General features: G+C 74.3%; 5 protein-coding genes and 1 pseudogene. 3 read left to right on the plus strand and 3 right to left on the minus strand.

Annotated elements, in window-relative coordinates; genetic code table 11:
- Positions 1-102 precede the first annotated feature (102 nt).
- Both G3I40_RS39635 and G3I40_RS39640 read left to right on the plus strand, forming a co-directional pair.
- Entirely contained in the window at positions 103-768 is a 666-nt protein-coding gene (locus G3I40_RS39635) for a nitroreductase (protein ID WP_164559666.1), read from the plus strand.
- Positions 769-839: 71 nt separating this feature from the next.
- Positions 840-1,595 carry a phosphotransferase gene (locus tag G3I40_RS39640; RefSeq protein ID WP_203645637.1) on the plus strand — a complete coding sequence of 252 codons (756 nt, stop codon included), beginning with the start codon at positions 840-842 and terminating at the stop codon, positions 1,593-1,595.
- Between the two features lie 15 nt (positions 1,596-1,610).
- Here the strand turns inward: G3I40_RS39640 and G3I40_RS39645 are convergent, their stop codons facing one another.
- Together G3I40_RS39645 and def are read right to left on the minus strand one after the other, a co-directional pair.
- Positions 1,611-2,024 carry a nuclear transport factor 2 family protein gene (locus G3I40_RS39645; RefSeq protein ID WP_164559668.1) on the minus strand — a complete coding sequence of 138 codons (414 nt, stop codon included), beginning with the start codon at positions 2,022-2,024 and terminating at the stop codon, positions 1,611-1,613.
- A 344-nt stretch (positions 2,025-2,368) separates the two neighbouring features.
- Positions 2,369-2,974, minus strand: coding sequence for a peptide deformylase (gene def, locus G3I40_RS39650; RefSeq protein ID WP_164559669.1), 606 nt, complete (start codon positions 2,972-2,974; stop codon positions 2,369-2,371).
- Positions 2,975-3,042: 68 nt separating this feature from the next.
- Between def and G3I40_RS39655 the strand changes: the two genes are divergently transcribed.
- Positions 3,043-3,480: a helix-turn-helix domain-containing protein gene (locus G3I40_RS39655; RefSeq protein ID WP_343245170.1), complete on the plus strand. Its 438-nt coding sequence runs from the start codon at positions 3,043-3,045 to the stop codon at positions 3,478-3,480.
- A gap of 11 nt (positions 3,481-3,491) precedes the next feature.
- Here G3I40_RS39655 and G3I40_RS39660 read toward each other — a convergent pair.
- Positions 3,492-3,943: pseudogene (locus G3I40_RS39660) on the minus strand (zinc-binding alcohol dehydrogenase family protein); the annotation flags it as partial.

Consider the following 3,943-nt stretch of genomic DNA (forward strand, 5'->3'; position numbering starts at 1 on the left):
GCCGCACGCGGAGCCCGCGGGCGGCCCGGCCCGGAAGCTGAACGCCGCGGGCCCGACCCGGGCCCGTCGGCCGCCCGCCGCGGAAGGAGAGGACGAGAAGGCGTGGACGTGTACGAAGCCGTGGACAGCCGCAGGGCGGTACGCGCGTTCAGCGACGAGCCGGTGCCCCGAGAGGTACTCGACCGGGTGCTGACGGCAGCGGCGCGGGCTCCGTCGAGCGGGAACCTCCAGCCGTGGCACGTGTACGTCGTGACGGGCGGGCCCCTGGCCGAACTGAAGAGGCGCGCGAGCGCCAGGGCCCTCGCGGGTGACCCGGGTGACGAGCGGGAGTACCCGATGTACCCGGCCGGTCTGGCCGCACCGTACGCGGAGCGCTTCGCCGCCGCGGCCGCCCAGCGGTACGCGGCGCTGGGCATCGCGCGTGACGACCCCGACCGGCCCAGGAAGATCGCCGCCCTGAACGCGGAGGCGTTCGGGGCGCCGCTCGTGCTGTTCTGCTACCTCGACCGGGCGATGGGGCCCGGGCAGTGGGGCGACGCGGGGATCTACCTGCAGACGGTCATGCTGCTGCTGAGGGCGGAAGGGCTGCACAGCTGCCCCCAGGTGATGTGGACGATGTACCGCGAGACCGTCAGCCGGCTGGTCGGGGCCGAGGACGGGCGCGTGCTCTTCTGCGGGGTCTCGGTGGGCTTCGAGAGGGAGGGCGCGCCGCACCTGCGCACCGGGCGGGCGGACCTGACGGAGACCGTGAGCTTCCTGGGGATGTGACGCCCCTGATCGTGCCCGGAGCGCACGCGTCGCGCCCCGGCGGGCCCCGGTCCCGGGCCACAATGGCCCGTATGGGACCGGACGAGGAGACGGCGCTCCCCGGGGGCGCCATCCATCAGGTGGTACGCGTGGCGGACACCGTGCGGCGCGCCCCGACGGCACGGTCCGCCTACCTCCGTGAACTCCTCGCCCTGTTCGCCGCGCAGGGCTGGCCGGGGGCGCCCCGGTTCCTCGGGGTGGACGAGGAGGGGCGGGAGTCCTTCGGGTTCCTGCCCGGCCGGGCGGCGCTCGGCGCGCGGGAGCGGCGTGCGGCGCGCACCGACGAGGCCCTGGCCCAACTGGCCGCACTCGTACGGGAGTTCCATGACCTGACGGCCGGGACCGCGCTCGCCGAGGGGCACGAGGTCGTCTGCCACAACGACCTCGATCCCCGCAACACGGTCTACGCCGTCGAGGAGGGCAGCGGCGCCTGGCGGCCCGTGGCCTTCATCGACTGGGACCTGGCCGCTCCGGGACGGCGCATCGAGGACGTCGCCCACGTGTGCTGGCAGTACCTGGGCCTCGGGCCGCAGAGCGACGGCGCCGCAGAGGCCTCCCGGCGGATGCGGCTGGTCTGCGACGCGTACGGGCTGGCGCGCGACGGCCGGGCCGGGCTGCTCGACACCGTCCTGTGGTGGCAGGACCGCTGCCGGCGGGGGATCGACGCGCAGGCCGGGCGCGGCGACCCGGCGATGCGGCGGCTGCGCGAGAGCGGGGTGGTGGATCAGGTACGGGCCGCGCAGGAGTGGGTGACGCGCCACCGGGCCGCGCTGGCGTCCCGCCTGTGACGGGTCCGTGACGGGCTACGCGTCGATCAGTGCCCGCTCCCAGTTCTGCGTGTCGGCGTACTCGCGCATGGCGGCGATCCTTCCGTCCCGGATGACGAAGACGGCGATGTTGCGCTGGTCGTAGGGGCGGCCGGTGCGGCCCGTCGCCCAGGAGTGCCATTCGACCAGGACCTGCTCGCCCTCGCCGAAGACGTTCGTGACCTCGATGCCGACCTCGCGGTCGGGGTCGAGGTGGGCGAAGGCGGTCCCGAGGAAGCCGTCGACGACCCGGTCGCGCCCCTGCCAGGTACCGGAGATCGGCAGGTCTCCGCCGTACCAGACGCTGCCGTCCTCGGCCCAGGAGTCTCGGATGGTCTCCTGGTCGCCGGCGGTGAGGGCGTCGAAGTAGCGCAGGACGACGGTGCGGGGCGTGCTGGTGTTGGTGGTCATCGTGATCTCCCAGGGGCGGTGGGGCTGTCCGGATCTCCGGCCGGTCGGCTGTCCGGCCCGGTCGGCTGCCCGGCCGGTCGGTGTCCAAGTGCCGGGCGCGGTCGTGGAGTTCGCCGCCGCGCTCGTTCACTCGCTCTGGGAACAGTTCACCCGATCCGGGGCGCGGGACCCAGAAGCACCTCGCGCTCGGTGCGATCACGATCGGTGATCGCTCACCGGGCCCGCGCGCACCACGCCGGAACCCCGCGCCCACTGCGGCCGCCCCGGAGCCAAGGGGCGCAACCGCGGCCGCCTCCCGGCATTCCCCCGACCGCCCCAGGCGGGTCTACGCCTGCTACGCCGCGCTACGCCTTGCCGAGCCGCTCCGCCACCGCCGCCCTGCGGGCCAGCACCTCCGCCTTCAGGTCCTCCATCTCCCGCAGTGCGTCCCGGCGTTCGCGCTTCGCGAGGCGGTCGATGAACAGGCGCCCGTGAAGGTGGTCCGTCTCGTGCTGGAGGCAGCGGGCGAAGTAGCCGCGGCCCTCCACCACGACGGGGGCGCCGTCCTTGTCCCGGCCGCGGACGACCGCGTGGTCGGCGCGCGCCAACGACTTGTACGGGCCGGGGACCGACAGACAGCCCTCCCTCTCCTCGACGAGCCTGCGGCTCGCGGGCGGCTCCTCGTCCAGGACCGGGTTCGCGATGTGGCCGGTGTGCCGCACGCCCCAGTCGTCCTCCATGTCCCACACGAACAGCTGCAGGTCGACGTCCACCTGGTTCGCGGCGATGGCCGCCCCGTGCGCGACGTGGTTCGTGGCGAACATGTCGTCGATCAGGCGGGCCAGTTCGGGAGTGCCGAAGTCCGCGTCCGTGACCGGCCTGCAGCGCCGGCGCAGCACCTCCTCGCCGACCACCGTGATCCGCCGCACCGCACCCCGCCGGACCTCCGCAAGCAGCTGCTCCTCGCCCATCGCGCCCCAACCTCTCTCCGCACACCGGCACTTGACCAATTCCTTTGCAAAGTAGCACCCTTTGCAAAGTGACCGAGGAAGATCTGAACCAAGAGGCCGGGCGGACGCTCCCCGACCACCCCGTGCGGCTCGCTCTGTTGGACCTGCTGGCCGAGCTGGGCACCGTCACCTCCTCGCAGGCGGCGGCCCGTCTCGGGTACAGCTCGGGGCTGTGCTCGTTCCATCTGCGCCAGCTCGCCCGGCACGGGCTCGTCGAGGAGGCCTCCCACAGCGGCGGCCGGGTGCGGCCCTGGCGGCTGCGGTGGGACGACCCGCGGCAGTCGGTCCGGGTCGCGGAGCGGTCCGTGGACGCCGTACTGCACCTGACGCCCGACGAGGCGGCCGAACTGGCGGAGGGGATACGGGAGTTGATGGCTCCCTTCGCACGGCGTCGCCGTCATCCCGCGGGCGCCGTACCGGTGTCGGCCGTCACCCGGCTGCGACCGATGCCGCCGAGTGGGGCCTGAGGTCCCTGAGGTCAGGGGACGAGCACGATCCGCTCGCCCGGCCCGGTGGCCGCCGCCCACGCCGCCGTCACCTCGGACAGCGGCATCGGCACCGGCCGCACGGCCAGCGCGCCGGCGGCGATCTCGGCGGCGAGCGCGGGGAGTTCGGCGACGATGGCGGCGGTCGACAGGGAGCCCTGCCCACTGCCGAGGAGGCGCAGGTTCGCCTGGCGCAGGAGCGCGGAGGGCAGCGTCACGTCCTGGCCCGCCATGGAGCCGATCTCGATCCAGTCGAGCGGCTTGGCGCGGTCGGCGCGGGCGAGCAGCAGGGCGGGCAGGACGGACTCCGTGACGCCGCCCCACAGGAAGTCGATGACGACGTCGACGTCCGCGGCGGCCTTGGCGACCCGTTCGGCGACCTCGTCGGCCCCGCCGCGCAGGGAGACGGTCCCGTCGGCGCCCGACCCGGGCAGCAGGGCGAGCC

Source organism: Streptomyces sp. SID14478, from assembly GCF_010548525.1.
GTDB lineage: Bacteria > Actinomycetota > Actinomycetes > Streptomycetales > Streptomycetaceae > Streptomyces.

Excerpts from the sequence above, each read along its gene's own strand:
- def (WP_164559669.1), bottom strand. The coding sequence starts at position 2,974 with ATGGGCGAGGAGCAGCTGCTTGCGGAGGTCCGGCGGGGTGCGGTGCGG.
- G3I40_RS39645 (WP_164559668.1), bottom strand. The coding sequence starts at position 2,024 with ATGACCACCAACACCAGCACGCCCCGCACCGTCGTCCTGCGCTACTTC.
- G3I40_RS39640 (WP_203645637.1), top strand. The coding sequence starts at position 840 with ATGGGACCGGACGAGGAGACGGCGCTCCCCGGGGGCGCCATCCATCAG.